This is a genomic window from Gammaproteobacteria bacterium (assembly GCA_016200485.1).
Lineage (GTDB): Bacteria > Pseudomonadota > Gammaproteobacteria > Tenderiales > Tenderiaceae > JACQEP01.
This window is the reverse complement of the sequence record JACQEP010000011.1, coordinates 58,554-80,230: the sequence shown is the minus strand read 5'-3', so window position 1 is coordinate 80,230 and position 21,677 is coordinate 58,554. Positions and strand designations below refer to the sequence as shown.

Here is a 21,677-nt window from a genome sequence, read left to right as displayed (position 1 = left end):
TGCCAGATCAGGCAGGTTTGCAATGAAATTATTTTAGAAAAACAGGAAACCGAAAATGAAGACAACGGTTTGTTTTGAAAAAAATCCACCCAAAGCTGAAACAGGTTTTCAGAATGGGGTTTTTCTACAGCGTCGTTAGGCTTTATCCTGAAACAATGCCCCCAGCATTTGTTCGGCAGTATTGAGAGCCTTTACATTTGCCATTGATTGATATTGTGCCATTTTTAACGCCAATAATTGCTCGGCGATATCCACATTGGAATCTTCAAGTGCACCAGATTGGATGAGGCCAAAATTACCCGTTCCCGGTGCGCCAGTGATTGCCTGGCCTGAGCCATAAGTTTCCCCGAAGCCGCCATTGCCCAGTGGTTGCAGTCCTTGTGGATTGGTGAAATCTGAAAGACTGATTTGTGCGATAGTACGTGTCTGACCATTAGTGTATCGGGCTGAGACGATACCGTTATTATTGACAGCGAAGCCATCAAGACCGCTGCTGCTGTAACCATCTTGTGTCAATGAGTTTATGCTGTTGCCGCCACTGTATTGTGTACTCTTTGCCAGCCCAACGGTGATGTTCATATTAGCCGCACTATTGCCAGGATTGAACGATGGAATAGTGATATCAGCGGGTGATGGAGAGGTCAGGGTACCGTTGGCTGAAAACTGTATCGGTGTTGAGTTCAGCACTTGATTGCCATCAGCATAGGCACGCACATTCCACTGATTGGGAACGGCTGTTTTGGAAAAGTAGAGATTCATTTGATGCGCTTGCCCCAAGCTATCGTAGCTGGTCATTGCCATCGAATAATTGTAGCTGCTGGGGTCGTTGACACTGAATGCACTTGCCGGTGCATTTGCATCGGCATTTAGATTCAGGTCAAGATCAATACGGCTGGTAGCTGCGGGGGACCCCGATGATGCATTCAGTTGCAGGTCGCCACGCACATTGCTGATGTTGCCCGCAGCATCCGCCAGAAAGCCTTGCAGGCGTTGATTGTGTGTATTGACAATGTAGCCATCGCGATCCAAATGAAAGGCCCCAGCGCGCGAATAGGCGGCGCTGCCATTGTCATTCACGGCAAAATAGCCTTTGCCATTGATGGCCATATCCAGTGAATTATTGGTGTAACGTAAATTGCCTTGACTGGGTTGAGCCGTAATTTGGGAAATCTTTACGCCGGAACCATTATTGAGATCGCTCAATTCGGTACGTGATTGCTTGAAACCAGTGGAGGAGGCATTGGCAATGTTGTTGGAGGCGGTTTTGAGCATGCTGAATGCTGCATTGACACCACTCAGTGCGATATCGAAAGCCATCGTTATTCTCCTCACTGTCCAGCCAGTACCACATGGCGCTATTGTTCGCGAAATTGCGTGTCTACTATAGAAGATAGCGGCATTTGTAAGGGTGGCGATAAGGATGGGAAGGTAAATTGCGGGTCGCTAACTCTTTGATTTTATGGTGTTTTTTCTGTTATATTTGGACTGAATTATTCGCAATTAAATCAACGAGTTGGCATCGGGCTTGGATGTGAGGATGATCACAATTCTGGCTAAAAAATTGGCCGAAGTTTCAGTTGGGGGGCTAAAACGAAATGCGCCCAGCGGGCGCATTTCAGTCATTTCGATTAATGATGGTGGTCGTCATCTGGCCCGTGGACATGTCCATGATCCACCTCTTCGGCGGAAGCATCGCGGACGTCAATGACTTTGACATCGAAGTTGAGCGTAATGCCGGCCAATGGATGATTGCCGTCGATAGTGACATTATCGTCTTTGACCTCAGTGACAGTGACGACGCTGAGGCCATGATTGGTCTGTGCATGGAACTGCATGCCGGCTTCGACTTTATCGACACCGCTAAACATATCAATCGGGACTACTTGGCTCAGCGCTTCATCGCGTTCGCCATAGCCATCAACAGGGGCGATGGAGACAGTGATCGAATCGCCAGAACGCTTACCTTCTAGGGCTTTTTCCAAGCCTGGGATAATATTGCCTGTACCATGGATGAAGGCGAAGGGATGATGATCGTTGGTTTGATCAAGGATGTTGCCGTTTTCATCGGTGAGGGTGTAGGCGATGACGGCCACTTTGTGTTTGGCGATTTGCATGGGGAATATCCTGGCTCGAGGTTAAACGGTTAGTTTAAGGGGCAAGACAGGGGAATTCAAGAAAAAGTGCCGGTTTGTGTGAGATGGTGGTGTTATCTATCTGTTTTTAAAGGATTAGATCAAGAGAGGGAATCCAATGACGCAATTTAGTGTAAATACGCATCGAATGAATCCTTACGCCCAGTTTAAATTCCGCGTACGTTGGGATGGACGGGTTGTGGCCGGAATTTCGTATATCAGTGGTTTGGAGCGGCATACCGATGTGGTGGAATACCGCGAGGGCGGGCAACCCAATATTCAACGCAAGGCACCTGCGCTCTCGTCATTTGTGCCGATTGTGCTGAAGCGGGGGGTGACGCACGATACGACATTCGAACAGTGGGCGAATCTGGTGTGGAATCCTGCGGGCAATCCTGAGATTGCGCTCAGGGATTTTCGCAAAGATATCCTCATTGAATTACTCAACGAATCAGGGCAGGTCGTGTTGGCGTACAAAGTGTATCGTTGCTGGCCGTCGGAATATGCGGCGTTAGGTGATTTGGACGCGAGTGCAACGGCAGTGGCAATGGAAACTCTGGTGTTGGAGCATGAAGGTTGGGAGCGTGATACTTCCGTTGCCGAGCCGATGGAACCGGGCGCGGGGGCATCGAACAAACGTAAGCGCTGATGTGAGGATGTAATGACGAAATCAGTAGTGACGCATTATGCACAGATCGAATCTTTCATCACGAAAGATGGTTCGATTATTCGTGAGTTAATGCATCCTGTGGCGCATGGTGTCGCCAAACAGAGTTTGGCAGAGGCGATTGTAGCTGTGGGAACGCGTACGCTGGCGCATCGGCATCATCGAAGTGAAGAGCTGTATTACATTCTTCGTGGCTACGGATTAATGCATCTGGGAGACGAGCGTTTTGAGGTGAGCCCGGGCGATACTGTGTGCATCGCACCGGGTACCGTGCATGCCATTGAAAATATCGCTGCCGAGGATTTGGTGATTCTTTGCAGCTGCGCACCTGCTTATGCGCATGATGACACCGAAATATTGTAGGGGCGATTCATGAATCACCCCTGCGTGGATTGCAATGCTATAGCAATATCAGCGGTTTTTAAGGCTGATTGATTGCAATCTCCAGCAACACATTACGCATTTCTTTTTTGAGCGTAAATTCAGCCTTTTCGGTCACTCGGCGGACGGCAGTTTCTTCATCCAGACCGGGCATTTCAATTTCCCAGCGTTTTTCACCGCGGCTGAGTCCGGCGATTTTTTCAGCCAGTTCAATGTGCAGGACCCCTTGGCCTGAAACCCAGTTGTTCGGCAGGCGTTTCGGGTCGATGGTGAGCTTTCCTCTCAGTAAATAATCGGCGTGGCCGGTGTCGGCCGGTGTCAGCCCAGCAGTTTTGAGACCGCCGGTTAACAAATTGGCCATGACTTGGGCCTCAGCGTTGTCATCTGAAGCAGCTGTAGGCTGAATTTTGAGTTGTTTGAGTTGCTCTTCAAGATCGGCCTCAATGCGCACCACATCCCATATGGCTTTGATACCACGGCCGGTGACATCGACAGTACGCATCGACTGTTGCAGATATTGGCGCTGTTTTTGTGCACGCAAGGCCTTAGCAAGGATGCCCGTTCTGCGCAGTGGATCAATATTCTTGATGGCAGAGGCGTCGATGAGTTTTTGCGTTTCCTGATCAAGCTGCGGAATCTTGGTCTTCATGTAAGATTCACCGTGGTTGCGTTGCATGGCGGCAAGGGCATAGAAAGTTTTGGTGTCCGGACTTTGCCATTCGTCGACAACGGTGATGGCGGACACAATTTCTGGTGCGGCAGTGGCGATCAGGGTTGCAGAACTGTTCTTGAGGGTGTTTCCCTTGATGTTGGGGTCAACATAAGTAAACAGGGTAATGATTTTGTCGCGCGCCGCCTGGCGTGCCTGTTCAATATTATTGGCGTCTGCTTTTTTAGTGATGTATTCAATGCGGCCATAACGGGCGCTTTCGTTGTTGATCCAATCAGGTTCCGGACGGGGTAGTGTGGCAGGGGGTGCGGCAGTGGCAGTGCTGGATTTGCTGCTGCTTGGCACGCCGCCCGGTGCGCTACAGCCACTGAGAGTGATTGCCAGTAGTACGCCGATGACTGGAATAGCCTTGACCATGTTTCTCTCCCCGGTAATTAATCGGTGCAGCACACACCTGTACTCTCCTGCGAGAGTATGGTGAGAGACAAGTGTAGCGGATCGAGCGGATCGCGTCAGCGGCTTTATTGGTCTTCGCTAGCAAGAGAGGAGATCAGATGTTATCGGAGAGTTTGGTAACGTCTACATATACCGTCAATGACTGACCCGGACGGACTTTCTTTTTGATGCTGGGGTTCCATTGTCGAATTTGGGCAATGGTGACATTAAATCGGCGTGAAATCCGCGTCAGCGAATCACCATGACGGACCTGATAACTGATCTTGCGGGTAACTTGATCGGCACCAAGCACCTTCCCCGGCCCACTGCTGTGATCGGGGCGGATGGAATCAATGCTGGGAATGGCGGAGACGAACGCTGTTGCCGTGGGTTCGCTGCTTTTCTCATAGCTGTCATCATGCTTAATGGTGAGCTTCTGGCCGAGTTTTACTTTGTCCCGCGTGGTCAGGCTATTCCATGCGGCAAGTTCTTTGACCGGGACGTCAAGATCTCGGGCGATTTTATACAGAGTATCCCCCTTTTGCACGGTGTAGGAGCCCTTGTCCTTGGTCTTGTTTTTGGAATTACTCCGCTCTCTCTTGGATGAGGCTTCAATATTGCTGAGGCTGGCGACGGGAATTACGAGATGCTGGCCACGTTTGACGCGGCGCTCTTTGAGGTCGTTGGCGCGCCTGACGGCATCTACCGAGAGACTATATTTGGACGCAATCTGACTCAGTGTTTCACCCTTTGCAACTTGATGGTGGAGCCACTTCATGCGCTTGTGGATGGGAATCTCGGCAAGTTTTGTCTTGAAGAGTTCGGCGCGGTCGCGCGGCAGCATCAGGCGATGAGGGCCATTAGGCGAGGTGGCCCAACGGTTATAACCGGGATTTAATGTGTAAAGTTCTTCCAGCGAGATATGGGCCATTTCCGCGGCCAGGGCCAAATCCAGTTGCGACTCGATGGTGACAGAGACAATCTGCGAGCGGTTGGGGATTTCTTCCAGCACGATGTTGTAGTCGGCAGGCGAGGCAACAATTTTGCTGATGGCCAGTAGCTTCGGGACATAGCCACGGGTTTCTTTCGGTAAATCGAGATCCCAGTAGCTGATGCCGAGGCCACGGCTTTGATTGTTTCTCACGGCTCGGCGTACGGTGCCTTCGCCGGAGTTGTATGCCGCAAGTGCCAGCAACCAGTCGCCATTAAAATCGCGATTTAAGTATTCAAGATAATTGAGTGCTGCTTCGGTTGATGCCTTAATGTCGCGGCGGCCGTCATACCACCAGTTCATCTTGAGGTCGTAACGGCGTGCGGTGCCAGAGATAAATTGCCAGATGCCCGCGGCATTGCTCTGAGAGTAGGCGAAGGGTTGAAAGGCGCTCTCAACTACCGGCAACAGCGCGATTTCAGTGGGCATGCCGCGTTTCTCTATCTGCTCGAGGATATAATGCAGATAAGGGCGCGCGCGTTTGAAGGTACGGTCGAGATAATCGGGTCGACTGGCATACCAATTCAAATCGGGTTCGACGCGAGGGTGATCCTTATCCTGCAGGCGAAAGCCGCGACGAAGTCGCTCCCAAATGAGTGAATCATCGGCGACGATAGCGGTGGTGGCGCCAATATTGTCGAAGGTTTCGGCAGCATCGTCTACGACATTGGTCTCTGATTCGGCGACGGATTCGTCGGCTTCGGTAACATTGTCATCGAGGGACGTGAGAACGTCGTTGAGCGAAATCGCTGAATTACGGGCATCGAGTACCGAGGAGATTTCCTCGAAGGGCGGTGGTTCAGGGGCATCGGCAAGACCAATGATTTCCTGGCTGAGCGTTAATTTTGGTTTGGTGGCGTTTGCCGGGGGTGGAGTTTGGGCCGGGGCAGGCGCCATAGTAGCGGACGCAGGTTTGATTTGCACCACGGGTTTGGGTTGCGAAGTCGCGCAACCAATCAATAACATGCAGAGACTGATATGAAGCAGGAAAGTGCGGACTACAGGTTTCGTCTTTTCCAGCATCAGGGGAGCGTCCTCAAGTACTTCTAAAAGCCGCTAAGTATAACCCGCGGCGCGCCATTGGTTAAGCAAAATCGTCCCTCCACTGGCGCAGGTTCCGGAATATATCTTCTTCATTTTTCAGAATGTTACCTGCCTTCTGTTGGGTGGCGGCGATTATTGTCGCCGAATGACAACGCAGAAATGGGTTAGTGTTCAGCTCAAGTTCAAGTGTCGACGGGACGGTGGCGAGTCCTCGTTGGCGTAATGATTGAGTCTGTTGCTGCCGCTGTTTCAGCGCGTCGTTATCAGGTTCGACCAACAGTGCAAATCGCAGATTATCGAGGGTATATTCGTGTGCGCAGTAGATATTTATATATGTCGGCAGGCCTGAGATTTTTTTAAGTGAATGATAGAGTTGCTGACTGGTGCCGCTGAAGATCTTGCCGCAGCCAGCGGTAAACAAGGTATCTCCGCAAAACAGGCTGTCGTGGCCGTAATAAGCAATATGTCCGGCGGTGTGGCCCGGAACATCCAGGACTTCCAGTTGCAGCGGGCCGACTGTAACCTGATCCCCGTCGCCGAGCGGATGCTTGATAAAGGGGACGATCTCATGGCGAGGGCCATAGACGGCAGGTTGATAGCGTCTGACCAGTTCCGCGATGCCGCCGACATGATCGTGGTGGCCGTGGGTCACGAGGATGGCGACCAGTGTTAGACCTTGTTGTTCAAGGGTGGCGATCACCGGACCTGCTTCGCCGGGATCGACGACCACCGCCTGGCCGCCACCTGGTTTGAGCAGCCAGATATAATTATCTTCAAAGGCAGGGATGGCTTCGATTGAAATCATCGCGCCATGCTGACAAGCTTGTTACCTTAGGTCAACCTTAGAGAATGGCGCAGATTAGGGACAATTGATGATAGCTGGCCTCAAGCGCTCTGAAATTAACAAGATACGCTGGGATCTCCGCGCCTGGTATCAGCGCCCGGTGGGGCGGCTGTTGCAGGAAATGGAGCGGCAGCAGTTGGACGATATCCTGCCGACCTTGTTCGGTTATCACCTGCTGCAGGTGGGATTGGTGCAGGGTGACGATTTGCTCGCCAGTAGCAGGATCAGCCACCGCTTGGTGGTGGATCCGGACGGCAACGAGCACGTGTGTTCGTCGTTGGTGGCTTATCCCGATGCCCTGCCTGTGGCCGGGGACAGTGTGGATGTGGTGGTGTTACCGCATACCCTGGAGTTTGAGCGCGATCCGCACGAAATTTTGCGTGAGATTGATCGCATCCTGATCCCAGAAGGGCATATCGTGGTGCTGGGGTTTAACCCGTGGAGTCTTTGGGGCTTGCGCCGACTCCTGCGGCGGCGGAACGCGCCCTGGAGCGGTGACTTTTTGAGTCTGACCCGGCTCAAGGACTGGATGGCGCTGCTGGGTTTCGATATTGTGCTGGTGCGTCATCACTTCTTTCGGCCACCGCTGCGGCGACATACCTTAATGACAAGACTACGATTTATGGAAAAGTTGGGCGCCAGGTTCTGGCCACGCTTGGGCGGGGCCTATGTCTTGGTGGCCAGGAAGCGGGTGACCACCCTAACGCCGATTAAACCGCGTTGGCGACCCAGGCGCGGCGTTGTGGCCGGTGTAGTACGGCCCACCACGCGCAGCAGTTCCCATGTCTGATCGGGTCGATATTTTTACCGACGGTGCCTGTCGTGGCAATCCGGGTCCTGGGGGTTGGGGCGCAATCCTGCGTTATAAAGAGAATGAGAAAACGCTGAGCGGGGCGGAACCGCATACCACCAATAATCGGATGGAACTGATGGCGGCGATCGCAGCGCTGGAAAGTCTGAAGCGATCATGTCGAGTGAATGTGACCACGGATTCGCAGTATGTGCGCCAGGGGATTACCGAATGGATGGCCAACTGGAAGCGTCGCGGCTGGAAAACCGCCGATCGCAAGCCGGTGAAAAATATCGATCTCTGGCAGCGACTGGATGAAGCGGCTAGCCGTCACCAGGTCGAGTGGCATTGGGTGCGGGGGCACACCGGTCATCCCGAAAATGAACAGGCGGATGCCTTGGCTAACCAAGCGATTGATGAAATGATTAAAATGCAGATTCAGGGATAATCGGAGAGCATGATGCGACAGATAATTCTCGATACCGAAACCACAGGTCTGGATCCCGCCGACGGGCACCGGATTATCGAAATCGGTTGCGTCGAGCTGGTGAACCGGCGGCTCACCGGTAACCACTTCCACCAGTATTTACAGCCGGATCGCAAAATCGACGAGAGCGCAGTCGAGGTGCATGGTATTACCAGCGAGTTTCTCGCAGATAAGCCACGTTTCACCGACGTTGCTCGCGAGTTTCTCGAATTTATTCGTGGGGCCGAGTTGGTTATCCATAATGCGCCGTTCGATGTCGGTTTTCTGAATCATGAGTTTGCCCGGCTGGGTAAGGAGGAGTGGGGACAGATTCAGGAACACTGTCAGATCCTGGATACTTTGACCTTGGCCCGCCAGATGCACCCCGGTCAGCGCAACAGTCTGGATGCCCTGTGCAAGCGCTATAGTATTGATAATTCAGGAAGAACCTTGCACGGCGCCTTATTGGACTCCGAAATCCTGGCCGATGTTTACCTGGCGATGACCGGGGGCCAGACGGCCCTGTTGCTGGATGCATCGCAGGAACCGCAGGCCCCAAATGGTCTGCAGACAACCCTGCGCCGCATGACGGATCGTGCCCCGTTGCCGGTGATACGGCCCAGTGCCGATGAAATCGCGGCTCATGAGGCCTATCTGGACCGGGTCGAAAAAAGCTGTGGCGGCAAGAGCGTCTGGCGCCAATAGTTACCCGCATCAACCTTGTTTCCGGCTGCGCGAATCAATAAATTAGATGATATAATTCGTAAGGTTTTATTCCATAGATCGGTTATGGGTGGCGAACACGGCGTCCATAGAATGAATGATAGCGGCGACATGCGGGACATCAAGGGGCTGATATATGCGTGATCAGAACATGATAGCAGTGCGTTTCGGTGCAATAAAATTCGGTGTTGGCTTTTCTGTTGCATTAGCGCTTGCTGGTTGCGCCGGCAATGGTTTTATTGCGGAACAACAAACCCCTCCTGCCAATACTGACACGCCAGTAAACCCAACGGCGTCCGCCATAACGAATGATGCACCTGCAGCTGGCGATCTCGCCGCTGCGGTGGATGTCTCGCCATCACGGTTGGTGCTCGCGGCACGTTACGGCGAAATCGATACTGTTAAATATCTGCTCGATGCCGGTATCGCCGTTGACGCCCGCGATGCGCACGGCAACACAGCATTGATTGCTGCGGCAGCGAATGCTCAGCGCGAGACGGTTAGTTTGCTATTGGATCGTGGCGCCAACATCAATGCTACCAACACCGAAGACTCCACCGCACTGATGGGTGCCGCCGCCAAAGCAGATTACAAGCTTGCTCATCAATTATTACAAGCAGGTGCTGAAGTTAATGCGCGTAACAATAAGGGTGAAACAGCGCTCTTTCTCGCCGTGCAATATGGCGATTATTCCACGGTCCAGGTGTTGCTGAATGGCGGTGCCAATCCGAATATCAAAAACACTCTGGCGCCTAATTTGCGTGTGGGTGGTTTTACGCCATTAATGTATGCCGTGACTAATGGTCTGACGCAACAATCCACCGACTGGCAGGCGATTGCACGCTTGTTGCTCGAGTCGGGTGCCGATCCGAATTTGACTGATAGTCATGGCAATGCCGCATTGAATCTGGCGGCACAACGCAAAGACGAGGCAATGGTAACCTTGCTCAGACAAGGGGGCGCGCATGACGATCGTGCCTATGCCACGCTCAGTAATGACGATGCACTGTTGCGTGCGGCGCGTACGGGGGATGAGCGAAAAGTGGGCGAGTTGCTTGCGAATGGCGCCAACATAAATTACGCCAATCCTAATGGCATCACCCCTTTACTGGCCGCCGCCTATGAAGGCCAGCTGGCAATGGTTAAAAGTCTGGTTGCACAAGGTGCGCAAGTGAATTTTGTGCCTTCCGGGCTGGCGCAATTTGCGATGGCGAAATCGCACGCGCCGTTGAGTGAGCGCGGATTGATGGAAGCCGCTGCCCGTGGCGATACCGCATTGCTGGCGGCCGGTCGCCAAGGGCAGTTCGATATCGTGACTTATTTGTTAGCACAAGGTGCGCAGCCCAATCTGCCGAATCGTCGTGGCGACACGCTGCTGTATATCGGCGCCAGTGATGGCAATGCCGATCTGGTGAAGATTCTGCTGGATCATGGCGCTGACCCGAATACCCTGGAGCGTGACAATCGTAACAATCGCTCCGCCGCCGGCAATCTGGCCTTGGGGCGTAACAGCGTATTAATTCGTGCCGCGCAAGGTGGGCATGAAGAAGCCGTCAAGTTATTGCTTGCCGCAGGTGCCGATATCAACTATCGCGGTGTAATGGGCAAGACTGCACTCTACAACGCTATTGAAAATGATCGCCCCGCCGTTGCGGAATTGTTGCTCAATCGTGAGGCAGACGCCAATATCGCCAGCATGGCGGGCACCATGCCGTTGATGGAAGCCGCACGGCGCGGCAACCGCGAACTGGCGCAATTGCTATTAACCAAGGGCGCCAGTATCAATGCCGTTGAAAAGCCCGATTTGGGCTACAGCGTACCTGAGACTACGCTCACTGGCATGACAGCAATGCTCTATGCCGCGCATGCGGGACAGACAGAGATGGTGAAGTTGCTGTTGGGTGCCGGTGCAGAGATCAATATTCACAACAGTAATGGCAAAACAGCCATCCGCGAAGCAGCAGATCGTGGCGATGCCGAGGTGGTGCAGTTATTGCGTACTGCTGGTTCCCGCGAAGAAGTGACATTGTTAAAATTGCAGGGGCAATAACTCGATGTTGAACAACATCCGCGATTTTTTTCAGCAACGGCTTGGTTCCATCAGTGGCGGGCGCGATTCCGATAGCCCCGAGAAGGCGCTACAACTGGCAACGGCTTCGCTGTTGATCGAGATATCCAGGGCGGATTATCACGTTGCCCCGGCGGAACGCAAGGCGATTACAACGGCGGTACGGTCCTTCTTTGGTTTGTCAGAGCAGGAAACGGCGGAACTGGTGCAATTGGCGGAATCCGAAATGGAGGGCGCCACCTGTCTCTACGAATTCACCCGCTTAGTCGATACCCATTTTAGTTACGATCAAAAAATTAAAGTCATCGAAAATCTGTGGCGTGTGGCCTATGCTGACGCCGCTAAGCACCATTATGAAGAACACCTGGTGCGCAAGATTGCCGATCTATTGCACGTCTCCCATAAAGATTTTATCCGCACCCGTCACGTCGTCGAACAGGCGACTAACTAGTTCCCTGCAACGGGACCTAATTGTTGACTATTTCAGTCATATAATATGTATTTACAATACAACTTTAACTGTGTACTATGGCCCTTGGTTAATTATGGGTATTACCTGAGGAGAATAGTATGTTGGGTTTTCTGAAGAAGTTGTTGGGTGGCGCACCTGAAGCGAAAACATCGTTGTACGAACGTATCGGCGGCGAGGCAGCCGTTAATGCCGCCGTCGATGTGTTTTACCGCAAAGTATTGAGCGATGCGCGGATCAAGCACTTCTTCGATGGCATCGATATGGGTAAACAGCATGCCAAACAGAAAGCTTTTTTGACTATGGCCTTGGGTGGCCCAAGCAATTACACAGGCAAAGATATGCGTCTTGGTCACGCGCATCTGGTTGAAAAAGGGCTGAACAACGGCCATTTTGATGCCGTCATCGAAAACTTGGGGGCAACTCTGAAAGAATTGAGGGTGCCCAATGATTTGATCGCTGAAGCAGCCGCCATTGCCAACAGCACCCGTAAGGATGTGCTGGCCGGTTATACCGCGCAAGAAAAGGCTGCGATGGGCAAGAAACAATCACTATATGACCGTATCGGCGGTGAGGCAGCCGTCAATGCCGCCGTCGATGTGTTCTATCGCAAAGTGCTGAGCGATGTCCGCATCAAGCACTTTTTCGATGGTGTGGATATGGCTAAGCAGCACACTAAACAAAAAGCCTTCATCACCATGGCGCTGGGTGGTCCCAGCAATTACAGTGGCAAAGACATGCGTACCGCTCACGCCCATTTGGTGGCCAAAGGTTTGAATGACAGCCACTTCAATGCCGTAGTGGAAAATCTGGGTGCAACTTTGCAAGAACTGGGTGTGCCGGATAATTTGATCGGCGAAGCGGCGGCGATTGTTGAAACCACGCGTAATGACGTGCTTGGGAAATAAGTCTCGCTACTGAATTAGATTTATCAATGTGCTTTGAAGGCGGTGGCAATCCGATTGCTACCGCCTTTTTTATTGATCAATGTTCACCACAGAGACACTGAGTACACAGAGGTGATGAATCAGTAACGAGCTAATCCAAAGGTATTTGGTTGGCATAGTGATGTTGTGAAACGTAATCTTCACGGATTTCGAATGGGCAACCCTCTTTGTGTTCTCTGTGTTCTCTGCGCCTCTGTGGCAGTAGAGTTTAATGCTGGCGCGATTCTTCCAGCGCCGCTTCTTTTAAAATATCCATGCGGGCGTTAATGCGTTCTTTACGGTAGGTATCATTTTCCTTGATCTGATGGAGCGCGATTTCCAGTTGTTCGATGGCGGTTCGGGTCTGGCCAATCAAGTAATAATATTCCGCCAATGATAGATGGGCGTCCGCACTGTTACCCAGTTGATCCTGACTCTGGGCCAAGAGATGATAATAAGACGGTAACAAGAGTTGGTTCTGATCTTGAATCAAGGTGCGTATTAATTGTTCGGCGGCGGCGGGTTGTTTCAATTCAAGCTCAGCTTTTGCCAGCAGGGTAGTTAATGTCGGGTGGCCAGGGAATAGTAGTAGCGCTTGCTCCAGTGTTTTTTTAGCATGCGTGGCTTGCCCAGCACGTAAATCGATTTGAGCACTGGCACTGATATAGGCAATTTCCACCTTTTTTTCTTTGAGTAAGGGTTGTAATGTTGCCCGTGCCTGATCGGTGGCGCCGGTTTCCAGTAATGCCAGTGCATATTCATAGCGCAGCGCGCTATCGTTTTTGACTTGAAGCATTTGTTGTTCAAGTGTCTTGAGTCGCTCATTCGGCGATTTGTCGGTCATGACTCGCAGCCTGGCTTTAATCAAAGCAAAATTGGGGCTGGCGACATCCCCTTTGAGCGGGAATTGTTCCGCCCGGCCGCGCGAATCGGCAATCCGGTTTGCAGTCACCGGGTGGGTACGCAGCAATTCCGGAGTGGTACTTTCCATGTAGCGCAGGGATTGTTGTAGTTTTTCAAAAAAACCTGGCATGTCCCGCGGGTCATATCCGGCATTCGCGAGGATTTCGATACCGACCCAATCCGCTTCTTTTTCGTGCTCACGCGTGAAATTTAATTGTTGCTGGATATTACCTGCCGTGGAGGCGGCAATAGCGGCTTGACCGAGCTGAGGATTCTGGCCGCCCAGAATAATCGCGGCAATGATGGCGGCGGCAGTTTGCAGATTGACGGTCGAGGCCTTCTGAAAAGCGCGGGCCAGGTGGTGCTGGGTGACGTGGGCGATTTCATGGGCCATGACGGCGGCCAGTTCGCCTTCAGTCTCGGCGGCCAGGATCAGGTCCGAATGGATGCCGATATAGCCCCCGGGACCGGCAAAGGCGTTGATCTGGGGGGCGTCTACCACAAAAAAGGTGAACTGGGTTTGACCGGTTTCGGCGCCGGTGAGCAGGCGATAGCCCAGGCTATTGATGTAGCTGTTGATCTCCGGGTCTTCGAGTACAGTCAGACTGCGGCGCACATTGCGCATAAACTCCTGACCCAGTGCCCGATCTTCGGCGGTGCTGAGGATTGTGGCCGAAGGATCGCCCATATCTGGCAGTTCGACGGCGGCAGAGGCAGAAAACGGGTGCGATAACCCTAGCGCTAGAAGGGCCAACAAACAAAGGGCTCGAGGCCGGAATGCGGTAGGGGAAAAGACCATGTGATATTATACGACGCCTTTCACAGCAGGAAGTTCAGCGGGTTATGAGTATTGAAGTGAATCGCGAATTAGATGCCAGTGGTCTAGCCTGTCCTTTGCCGATTTTGCGTCTGAAGCAGGCGTTGAGTCAAATGGTGAGTGGAGAACGGGTGCGGGTAGTGACGACCGATCCCGGCTCCAAACTTGATTTTCCCTCCTTTGCCAAGCAGACGGGGCACCACTTGCTGGATGCCCAGGAAGCCAGTGGCAAATATTATTACATCGTCGAAAAAGCATAAAACCGTTTTAGCCGCGAAGAACGCAAATGAACGCGAAAATATTCAACAAAATTCCAAAATGTGTCATCTCGCGTATTGGATTGGGATTGCTTGGCAAACAACAGCCGGTTCCTTTGATCATATTGGCGTTTATTTGCGTGTTTTGCGGACCAATTATTAATTAAGGGTAACGTATGTCTGAAAAAAAGATGGCGATTATTGCATCCAAGGGTAGCCTCGACTGGGCCTATCCGCCGTTTATTTTGGCCTCTACGGCGGCCGCTCTCGGCTACGAAGTACGCATCTTTTTCACCTTTTATGGGTTGCAGTTGCTGCGGAAAGACTGTGATCTCCAGGTGACGTCCCTCGGTAACACCGGGATGCCGATGCCCATGCCGATGCCGGTCGTGATGCAGGGATTGCCCGGGATGCAGGCGATGATGACGGCGATGATGAAGTCCAAGCTCAAGTCCAAGGGCGTGGCCAGTGTCGAGGAGCTACGTGCCATTTGTCAGGAAAGTGGTGTCAAGTTGATTGCCTGTCAGATGACCATGGACCTGTTCGAATTTCAGCCTGCCGAATTTATCGATGGCGTTGAGTTTGGTGGCGCTGCGACCTTCCTTGAGTTTGCGGGCGAATCCAATATCAGCTTGTTTATTTAGATTTTCTTGTTTCCCTAGCTGTTCCTCCTGCCCTGATACCATATTGGGGCTAAAGTTTTTCCTCTAGGTTCCGAAACCTTCTAATAGAAGGAATATCATTATTTACCATGTGGAATACCCCGATCGGGATGGCGGGTGTTATGACCAAAATTACGATTCGAAAGCTTTTCTTGGTGGCAATTGGCGGAATGGCGGTGATGATCGCAATCCGCGCTGTTCTGGATTTTAGTGTAGTGAATTCGATAGACAATCAAGTCAAACCTTTTTTATTTAAAGAATTTCCTTTGACTCAGGATGCCTATCGAATGCAGTTGCATGTCGTTCAGGTACAGCAGTGGCTGACGGATATCAGCGCCACCCGTGGCTTAGATGGGTTGAATGATGGTTTTGAAAAGGCCGCGGAAAATGCCAAGGCCTTCCATGACGAAATTATTGAGGCACAAGGTTTCGATCCCGACCATGCTGCAGAATATCTGGCGCTGGAAGCGGCATTCAATGATTACTACGAAAAAGGTAAGAAGATGGCCGAGGCTTACGTGGCTCAGGGGCCAGCCGGTGGTAATGTAATGATGGGTGAGTTTGATAAGACGGCAGAGGTGCTGACCAGCCGTTTGGAGCCTATCCTGCAGCGAATCAACAAGCAAGTTCAAGAACGAGAACACGCGATTCAGGTGTCGGTGGATTTTGGCAAACAACTTGCGGTTGTGATTGTTGTTATTTATGTGGCGGTGATGATTTTAGCAATTGTTATTGGTTATCGTTTGTTGTTGAGTCCATTGCAACAAACGCTAACCATGGTGCGTGATCTATCAGAAGGCGAGAGCGATTTGTCACGCCGTTTGGATGAGAAGGTCATGGGAGAGCTGGGTCAGCTCTCGCATTATATCAATAACTTTGTCTCCAAGATTCAGGGCGATGTACGGCGCGTGGCTGATAATATCGAGCGTGTGACGCAGACCTCCGATGTTATGCGCAAATCAACAACCACCATGGCCGAGATGCTGGGCAAGCAGCAAGTTGAAACCGATACCGTGGCGACCGCGATTGAAGAAATGGCATCTACTGTGCAGGATGTGGCACGTAATGCTGTTGGCGCGGCGGAAGCAGCACGCCATGCCGATGAAGAATCTGCCAAGGGTGTGGCTGAAGTCAAATCCACGATCGAGGAGATACATCATCTTGCAGAGGAAGTGAAGCGCGCCGCTGTGACCATCAAAACTCTGGAAGAGCAAAGCGGTGAAATAGGCAAGGTTTCGCAAGTGATCCGCGATATTGCCGAGCAAACGAATTTGCTGGCATTAAATGCGGCGATCGAAGCGGCGCGTGCCGGTGAACAGGGGCGCGGTTTTGCCGTAGTAGCCGATGAAGTGCGCGCGCTGGCACAACGCACGCAACGCTCGACGCAAGAGATTCAGGCAATCATCGAGAATTTGCAAACGGGAGCACAGCAGGCGGTCAATGCGATGCAGCGTGGTGAAGAGAAGGCAGAGCACTGTGTAGAGCAGGCAGAGCGTGCAGGCAAGGCATTGGAATCGATCACCAATGAAGTGACGGTGATTAATGATATGAACACCCAAATTGCCAGTGCGGCGGAAGAACAAAGTGCGGTATCGGCCGAGATCAGTCGTAATGTGTTGAATATCCGCATGTTGACTGAACAGACCAGTACCCGTGGCCAGCAATTGGCGCGTACCGGTGAGGACCTTGAAAAGGTCAGCGTCAATCTAAAAACTCTGGTGTCGCACTTTAAGTCCTAAATCGGGCAGTTTAGATTCCATCAAAGTCCAATGTCTCGTTGAGGCATTGGACTTTTTCTTTTGTTAATGTAACTTATTGATTGGAAAGGTAGAGGGGTAGGTGGTGCCGGATTGCTATATTTATATATTAGTAAATGCTAATATTCGACGTATAGCTGGAATGAGAGGGGAATGATGTGCTTTCAATAACACGACTAGCGAATGCCCTGTTGCTGGGATTGTTGCCACTCGTTGGGATACAAGCAGCGCCCTTGATGACCGCCCCCGCGGTTATGCATGACGTTCCCGATGAACGACTATTTGATGGCGTGATCGAGGCAGTGAACCAATCCACGGTCTCGTCGCAAATTGTTGGCCGTATAGCGGAAATCAATTATGACGTCGATGACTTCGTGCCCAAAGGCGCGGTGATTTTGCGTTTTCATTCAAAGGAACAAACGGCGCGTGTCGAACAGGCGGAGGCCGGTCTTAAAGAGGCGCGGGCGCTGTATCAAGAAGCCAGCGATGAATATCAGCGGGTCAAAGACATTTACGCCAAACAACTCATCGCCAAGGCACAGGTGGATAAAGCCGACGCTGCATTGAAGGCGGCCAAGGCCCGGCTGGATGCCGCCGAGGCCCGGGTCAGCGAAATCACGGTTCAATCCGAACACGCGGTGGTGCGAGCACCATTTGCCGGTTATGTGACCAAGCGCCATGTCGAAGTCGGGGAAACGGTGAATGTCGGCCAACCTTTGATGACTGGCTTATCGCTGGAAAGCCTGCGTGTGGTTGCGCAGATTCCACAGGCATTTGTGAAGCCAATACGCGACCATGGCAAGGCACGCGTTGTATTGGAGAATGGGCGCAGTATTGAAAGCGAAAAGATTCGTGTCTTTCCTTATGCCGATGAACAATCGCACGCGTTCAAGGTGCGTGTGAATCTGGTGAATGGCGATCACGGGCTGTATCCCGGTATGTTTGTGAAAGTGGCCTTTGTCACTGGCGAGGAATCGTCCTTGCTGGTACCCGCAAGCAGTGTTGTTCATCGCAGCGAATTGACCGCTGTATATGTAGTCGACACCACAGGCAAGGTCAGCTTGCGTCAGATCCGCGCCGGTCGGGAAGTGGGGAAGGAAGTTGAAGTATTGGCAGGGCTGGAAGCAGGTGAAAAAGTGGCGCTGGACCCCATCGCCGCCGGTATCCAGTTAAAACAGCAGGATGCCAAATAAAAATGTCTGAACCGCGCTTAGGCATTTCCGGCCAGATCGCGCGCAAATTTTTGCGCAGTGAAATTACGCCGCTGCTGGCATTAGTCGGTGTGCTGATGGGCTTATTCGCGGTACTGGTCACGCCACGTGAGGAAGAGCCGCAGATTGATGTCACCTTCGCCAACGTGTTTGTCCCATATCCTGGCGCAACGGCGACGGAAGTTGAGCATTTGGTGGCGACACCTGCGGAGCAGGTGTTGTCCGAGATTAAAGGCGTCGAGCATGTGTATTCGGTATCGCGCCCCGGTTTGGCGATATTGACGGTGCAGTTTGAAGTCGGCGAGAAACGTACTGAGTCCATTGTTAATCTCTATAACCAGATTTATTCCAATCAGGATTGGTTGCCAGCGAATCTCGGTGTCGGCCAGCCGATTGTCAAACCCAAAGGCATTGATGATGTGCCGATTGTGGCGTTGACCTTGTGGACCCAGGATCCCAAGCGCGCGGGTTATGAGTTGGAACAAGTGGCGCATACCGTGGAGGCGGATTTGAAGCGCGTCCCGGGAACACGCGACATTTATACCATCGGTGGCCCAGATCAGGTGGTGCATGTGCTGCTCGATCCGCAACGGATGGCCGGTTACGACATTAGCTTCGACGATCTGCGTGGGAGTCTGGAAGCGGCGAATGTCACGCGTAACGCAGGCATGGTGGTGCGTAATAACCGTGAGATTGAGGTCCAGGCCGGAACATTTTTGACGACACCGCAGGAAGTGGAATCTCTGGTAGTGGGCATGTATCGGGGCGCGACGGTGTATTTGCATGATGTGGCGAAGATCAAGCTCGGAGCAGATGTTCCCGATCAATCAGTTTGGTTTGGACTGGGGCCGGCATCACATCAGAAGATGGGCGTGGGTACGTATCCAGCGGTGACGATTGCCGTCGCAAAACAGCCCGGCGTTAATGCCGCGACGGTCGCTGATCAAGTCATTGCCCGCTTTGAGCAAAGCCGAGGCATTTTAGTGCCAGAGGGTGTGGAAGCCAAGGTGACCCGTAACTATGGTGCCACGGCCACCGACAAGGCGATGACCTTGATCAAGAAATTACTGTTTGCCACCTCGGCAGTCGTATTGTTGGTGTTCTTTGCGCTCGGCAAGCGTGAGGCCTTTATTGTCGGTACGGCGGTGATCGTCACGCTGGCGATGACGCTGTTTGCATCGTGGGCCTGGGGCTTCACCCTGAATCGCGTTTCTCTCTTCGCGCTGATATTTTCCATTGGCATTCTGGTCGATGATGCGATTGTCGTCGTCGAAAACATCCATCGCCATCGGCAGATGGGTAGCAAGAGCCTGTTAGAAGCGATTCCAGCCGCTGTCGATGAAGTTGGCGGGCCGACGATTCTTGCCACACTCACGGTCATCGCTGCCTTGTTGCCGATGGCCTTTGTTACCGGGCTGATGGGGCCGTACATGAGCCCGATTCCGATCAATGCCAGCATGGGCATGTTTATCTCGCTGGCGGTGGCATTTGTGATTACGCCGTGGCTGACCTATCGCGTATTAAGCAGGGCTAAAGATCATCATACGCATGAAACGCAGACCGACACCCGCTTGCTGGCCTTGTTCCGGCGACTGGTGGCGCCATTTCTCGCGGGAGAAGAAGGCAAGCGCCGCCGCTGGCAGATGTTCGGTGTAATCATGGTACTGATCTTGATTGCCGTGAGCCTGATCGGATTCAAACTAGTGATTCTAAAAATGCTGCCCTTCGACAACAAATCAGAATTTCAGGTCGTGGTCGATATGCCGGAAGGCACCAGTGTCGAACAAACAACACGCGTGTTGCAGGCCTTGGGTGATTATATTGCCACAGTGCCGGAAGTGACTGATTATCAGCTATATGCTGGCACTGCGGCGCCGATCAACTTCAACGGCTTGGTGCGGCAGTATTATTTGCGCGGCGGTGCCAATGTCGGCGATCTGCAGGTTAATCTTGCCGGTAAGCATGATCGTGACCGCAAGAGCCATGAGATTGCGTTGGCGGTGCGTGCGCCGTTGCAGGAAATCGGTCGAAAATTCAATGCCAATGTCAAAATCGTCGAAGTACCTCCGGGGCCACCGGTGCAATCACCGCTGGTGGCCGAGGTGTATGGTCTTGATTATGAAGGCCAGATTGCCGTTGCCAAGCAGGTGCGCGGTTTGTTCGAGAAGACCGCAGATGTGGTCGATGTCGATGACAGTGTCGAGCATCGCGCGCCGAGATTGATCTTGAAGATAGATCGCCAGCGCGCCGCATTGCTTGGTATCTCGCAACAAACGGTGGTCACAACGCTGGCCGCAGCGTTGGGTGGAGAGGATGTCGGCTACTTGCATGGCACGACGGTGAAGTATCCGCTGCCATTGCGTGTAGAGTTATCTGTCGCCAACAAAGCGCAGGCACGGCAATTGCTCGACTTGGAAGTGCGTGGCAGAGATGGCCGCCAAATACGGTTGGCAGAGATCGTCAAGATCGTCGAAAGCGAACGTGAATATACGATTTATCACAAAGATTTATTACCAGTCGTATTTGTGACCGGTGATGTCGCGGGCGAAACGGATAGTCCGCTCTATGGCATGTTTTCCATTCTTGGCACACTCAAAGATAAGCCGGTGCATGGTGATCATCCCATCGAGCAGACCTTGCTTGGCCAACCCGAGAATCCTTACATCTACAGCCTGAAATGGGATGGTGAATGGAAAGTTACCTATGAAACCTTCCGCGACATGGGCATCGCCTATGGTGTCGGCATGATCCTGATTTATCTGCTGGTCGTGGCGCAATTTCGTTCGTATCTGGTGCCGCTGATCATCATGGCGCCGATTCCGCTGACAGTCATCGGCGTCATGCCTGGCCATGCCTTGCTCGGTGCCAATTTCACCGCTACGTCGATGATCGGCATGATCGCGCTGGCGGGAATCATTGTCCGCAACTCAATTCTGCTGGTGGATTTTATTAACCAATCACTGGCAAGCGGCATGTCATTCGATGAGGCGGTGATTCAGTCCGGTGCTGTGCGTGCCAAACCGATTATCTTGACGGCGTTGGCAGCAATGATCGGCGCACTGTTTATTCTTGACGATCCCATCTTTAATGGTCTGGCGATATCGCTGATTTTTGGCATCTTGGTTTCCACGCTGCTGACGCTGGTGGTGATACCGGTGATGTATTACGCGTTTATGAGTAAAAATTAGCTCATCTCCATAGGAGTGAGTGAGGAATCATCCGCTAATCGTTACCTGTCTCTGCGGTGGATAGGCCCCCAATCTCCCGCCGTCATGTTGATTAGGGGTGGCAGTGGTACCCGCCGTCCTGACGGGGCCAAGCGTTTTGCAGCTAGTATCACCCCAATATCCATATATTAGTGTCGGAAATCTTTACACTTTCAATATGCCCGTCCCTTTATGATGCCAATAACTAATTGATTTATATAGATAGTATATCTATGGCATGTATATTGCAACGTTGTC

The 21,677-nt window shown here is 52.2% G+C and carries 19 protein-coding genes and 1 pseudogene; 14 read left to right on the top strand and 6 right to left on the bottom strand.

Going from position 1 to position 21,677, the window contains the following annotated elements:
• Positions 1 to 135: 135 nt before the first annotated feature.
• Positions 136 to 1,317 (bottom strand): flagellar hook protein FlgE, encoded by a 1,182-nt coding sequence (locus HY272_07830; GenBank protein ID MBI3772593.1) that lies wholly within the window; start codon positions 1,315 to 1,317, stop codon positions 136 to 138.
• Positions 1,318 to 1,628: 311 nt separating this feature from the next.
• Positions 1,629 to 2,114, bottom strand: a complete 486-nt coding sequence (locus HY272_07825; GenBank protein MBI3772592.1) for a peptidylprolyl isomerase — start codon at positions 2,112 to 2,114, stop codon at positions 1,629 to 1,631.
• Positions 2,115 to 2,250: 136 nt separating this feature from the next.
• Between HY272_07825 and HY272_07820 the strand changes: the two genes are divergently transcribed.
• The gene (locus HY272_07820; protein MBI3772591.1) at positions 2,251 to 2,781 is read left to right on the top strand and encodes a phage tail protein; all 531 of its coding nucleotides are present in this window, start codon (positions 2,251 to 2,253) and stop codon (positions 2,779 to 2,781) included.
• Between the two features lie 12 nt (positions 2,782 to 2,793).
• Positions 2,794 to 3,162 (top strand): cupin domain-containing protein, encoded by a 369-nt coding sequence (locus HY272_07815; GenBank protein ID MBI3772590.1) that lies wholly within the window; start codon positions 2,794 to 2,796, stop codon positions 3,160 to 3,162.
• Positions 3,163 to 3,220: 58 nt separating this feature from the next.
• Here the strand turns inward: HY272_07815 and HY272_07810 are convergent, their stop codons facing one another.
• The 3 genes from HY272_07810 to gloB form a co-directional block, all read right to left on the bottom strand.
• Complete coding sequence (locus HY272_07810) at positions 3,221 to 4,267, bottom strand: hypothetical protein (protein ID MBI3772589.1); 1,047 nt, start codon at positions 4,265 to 4,267, stop codon at positions 3,221 to 3,223.
• 133 nt (positions 4,268 to 4,400) lie between these two features.
• The gene (locus tag HY272_07805) at positions 4,401 to 6,299 is read right to left on the bottom strand and encodes a LysM peptidoglycan-binding domain-containing protein (GenBank protein ID MBI3772588.1); all 1,899 of its coding nucleotides are present in this window, start codon (positions 6,297 to 6,299) and stop codon (positions 4,401 to 4,403) included.
• 61 nt (positions 6,300 to 6,360) lie between these two features.
• Positions 6,361 to 7,125 carry a hydroxyacylglutathione hydrolase gene (gene gloB / locus HY272_07800; GenBank protein MBI3772587.1) on the bottom strand — a complete coding sequence of 255 codons (765 nt, stop codon included), beginning with the start codon at positions 7,123 to 7,125 and terminating at the stop codon, positions 6,361 to 6,363.
• Positions 7,126 to 7,192: 67 nt separating this feature from the next.
• Between gloB and HY272_07795 the strand changes: the two genes are divergently transcribed.
• From HY272_07795 to HY272_07765, 7 genes and pseudogenes are all read left to right on the top strand, one after another.
• Positions 7,193 to 7,954, top strand: a complete 762-nt coding sequence (locus HY272_07795) for a methyltransferase domain-containing protein (GenBank protein ID MBI3772586.1) — start codon at positions 7,193 to 7,195, stop codon at positions 7,952 to 7,954.
• Positions 7,947 to 8,402 (top strand): ribonuclease HI, encoded by a 456-nt coding sequence (rnhA, locus tag HY272_07790; GenBank protein MBI3772585.1) that lies wholly within the window; start codon positions 7,947 to 7,949, stop codon positions 8,400 to 8,402. The genes HY272_07795 and rnhA overlap by 8 nt, the downstream gene beginning before the upstream one ends.
• 12 nt (positions 8,403 to 8,414) lie before the next feature.
• Positions 8,415 to 9,125, top strand: coding sequence for a DNA polymerase III subunit epsilon (gene dnaQ, locus HY272_07785; GenBank protein MBI3772584.1), 711 nt, complete (start codon positions 8,415 to 8,417; stop codon positions 9,123 to 9,125).
• A gap of 154 nt (positions 9,126 to 9,279) precedes the next feature.
• Complete coding sequence (locus tag HY272_07780) at positions 9,280 to 11,193, top strand: ankyrin repeat domain-containing protein (GenBank protein MBI3772583.1); 1,914 nt, start codon at positions 9,280 to 9,282, stop codon at positions 11,191 to 11,193.
• 4 nt (positions 11,194 to 11,197) lie between these two features.
• A complete protein-coding gene (locus HY272_07775; GenBank protein ID MBI3772582.1) occupies positions 11,198 to 11,662 on the top strand; it encodes a TerB family tellurite resistance protein in 465 nt (154 codons plus the stop codon).
• A gap of 119 nt (positions 11,663 to 11,781) precedes the next feature.
• A pseudogene (locus HY272_07770) lies at positions 11,782 to 12,183 on the top strand (group 1 truncated hemoglobin).
• A gap of 30 nt (positions 12,184 to 12,213) precedes the next feature.
• Positions 12,214 to 12,588 (top strand): group 1 truncated hemoglobin, encoded by a 375-nt coding sequence (locus tag HY272_07765; GenBank protein ID MBI3772581.1) that lies wholly within the window; start codon positions 12,214 to 12,216, stop codon positions 12,586 to 12,588.
• Positions 12,589 to 12,835: 247 nt separating this feature from the next.
• Here HY272_07765 and HY272_07760 read toward each other — a convergent pair whose 3' ends face one another.
• Positions 12,836 to 14,266, bottom strand: coding sequence for a M48 family metallopeptidase (locus HY272_07760; protein MBI3772580.1), 1,431 nt, complete (start codon positions 14,264 to 14,266; stop codon positions 12,836 to 12,838).
• An 86-nt stretch (positions 14,267 to 14,352) separates the two neighbouring features.
• Between HY272_07760 and HY272_07755 the strand changes: the two genes are divergently transcribed.
• From HY272_07755 to HY272_07735, 5 genes are all read left to right on the top strand, one after another.
• Positions 14,353 to 14,586 carry a sulfurtransferase TusA family protein gene (locus HY272_07755; GenBank protein MBI3772579.1) on the top strand — a complete coding sequence of 78 codons (234 nt, stop codon included), beginning with the start codon at positions 14,353 to 14,355 and terminating at the stop codon, positions 14,584 to 14,586.
• A gap of 173 nt (positions 14,587 to 14,759) precedes the next feature.
• Positions 14,760 to 15,227 (top strand): DsrE/DsrF/DrsH-like family protein, encoded by a 468-nt coding sequence (locus HY272_07750; GenBank protein ID MBI3772578.1) that lies wholly within the window; start codon positions 14,760 to 14,762, stop codon positions 15,225 to 15,227.
• Positions 15,228 to 15,367: 140 nt separating this feature from the next.
• On the top strand, positions 15,368 to 16,984 hold the full coding sequence (locus tag HY272_07745) for a methyl-accepting chemotaxis protein (protein MBI3772577.1): 1,617 nt from the start codon (positions 15,368 to 15,370) through the stop codon (positions 16,982 to 16,984).
• A 176-nt stretch (positions 16,985 to 17,160) separates the two neighbouring features.
• A complete protein-coding gene (locus HY272_07740) occupies positions 17,161 to 18,195 on the top strand; it encodes an efflux RND transporter periplasmic adaptor subunit (protein MBI3772576.1) in 1,035 nt (344 codons plus the stop codon).
• A 2-nt stretch (positions 18,196 to 18,197) separates the two neighbouring features.
• Entirely contained in the window at positions 18,198 to 21,401 is a 3,204-nt protein-coding gene (locus tag HY272_07735; protein MBI3772575.1) for an efflux RND transporter permease subunit, read from the top strand.
• Positions 21,402 to 21,677 lie beyond the last annotated feature (276 nt).